This is a genomic window from Acidithiobacillus sp. IBUN Pt1247-S3 (assembly GCF_041146875.1).
GTDB lineage: Bacteria > Pseudomonadota > Gammaproteobacteria > Acidithiobacillales > Acidithiobacillaceae > Igneacidithiobacillus.
Genome location: NZ_JBFRXP010000065.1, coordinates 1 through 1,186, shown reverse-complemented (window position 1 = coordinate 1,186; position 1,186 = coordinate 1). Strand labels below are relative to the sequence as shown.

At 54.1% G+C, this 1,186-nt stretch carries 2 protein-coding genes; both read right to left on the bottom strand.

Annotated elements, in window-relative coordinates:
- Window positions 1-65 precede the first annotated feature (65 nt).
- The gene (locus tag AB4090_RS15055; protein ID WP_369574690.1) at window positions 66-362 is read right to left on the bottom strand and encodes a hypothetical protein; all 297 of its coding nucleotides are present in this window, start codon (window positions 360-362) and stop codon (window positions 66-68) included.
- Between the two features lie 49 nt (window positions 363-411).
- Window positions 412-1,134: a hypothetical protein gene (locus AB4090_RS15050; RefSeq protein WP_369574689.1), complete on the bottom strand. Its 723-nt coding sequence runs from the start codon at window positions 1,132-1,134 to the stop codon at window positions 412-414.
- Window positions 1,135-1,186: the final 52 nt, after the last annotated feature.

Sequence of the window (1,186 nt, the reverse complement as noted above, 5' to 3'; positions counted from 1 at the left end):
TGCGCCCTCAATCCATGGACCCTGCTCTGGTATAGATCGAAAGCAGGTCAAGCCCGGCATCTTGTCTACCGGGTAGACACGGCTGGTGGCACCGCACACTCCCAGGGGGGCAGCAAACAGCGCTTATCATCAAATACGCCCTGGAAACACAGGCACTCACGGGCGTCATAATCAAAGAACCCATACGCTAAAAGCTCTAAAGCCCGCAGCGCCGGCAAATCCAGGCTTTCGCCCCAATCTATAGACAACTCCCGTTGATCAACCAGCACGTCATCCAAGGCAAGAACTGCAATCTCTTGCCCATCGCCGCCCCAAACCCGTGCCGTTGGCAGCGCATCACTAATCCACACACGCGGACGCACAGCGCTTTCCCCCTGAACCCGAAGACGAACCCCAGCCCTGACACAAAGGTCAGATACCGATGTCAGGTTTTTTCGTTCGCCCTCGGGAAACGGTGCTTGGAGCACGATAGGGTGCCCGATAGAGATGTTTCTGGGAGGCTTCAACATACTGTAATCCTCGCTTCGCCATGTCCCGCAACTGCTTTCCCCAGTGTCGGTTCTGCAGCGCCATTTCGTTAAAAACCTCGGGGTCTCCCACCACTTGACCAAATAGCCGCAAGTCTTCTTCCCGCAAACCAGACAACGCTTCCGGCTTACGGTTCGCGTCCTCACTGAGCAACACAAAGAGCTTTCCAATGTCCTTGGCGTCCTTCCTGCCCTTTGCGGACCCCTGCCGATCTTCGTATGCGCGGCCCTTAAGCACCAACAGATGCTCACGACATACACAACGGATACCCCCGATCTCTTCCGAATATCGTTGTGCCTGGGCATAAGAAACCGCTAACCGGGACTGCCCCTCTACATACACGTCAAAATCTGTCCCGTTCTGGACAATCTGACTCTTCCCCAGACGATTGTTCCGCGTAACCTCATACAAATCCGTCAACTGCGAGTAGTCCTGCAGGCTCATGTAAAAGTCCGCATCATGGCTACCTTGTAACAGTTGGTCGTCGAGATACTTTTTAGTGTGCAACCATACCGCAACCCCACCAATGGCAACAATCCCCGTCGGGAACTCCTCACAAAGGTGTTGCAAGTCTTCCAAAATGGTGCCCCACTCCGATTCCGCCATATAGCCTCCAGCATTCAACCAGACGTGGCTGACAAATCTTATGAAAACGGAA

Excerpts from the sequence above, each read along its gene's own strand:
- AB4090_RS15050 (WP_369574689.1), bottom strand. The coding sequence starts at position 1,134 with ATGGCGGAATCGGAGTGGGGCACCATTTTGGAAGACTTGCAACACCTT.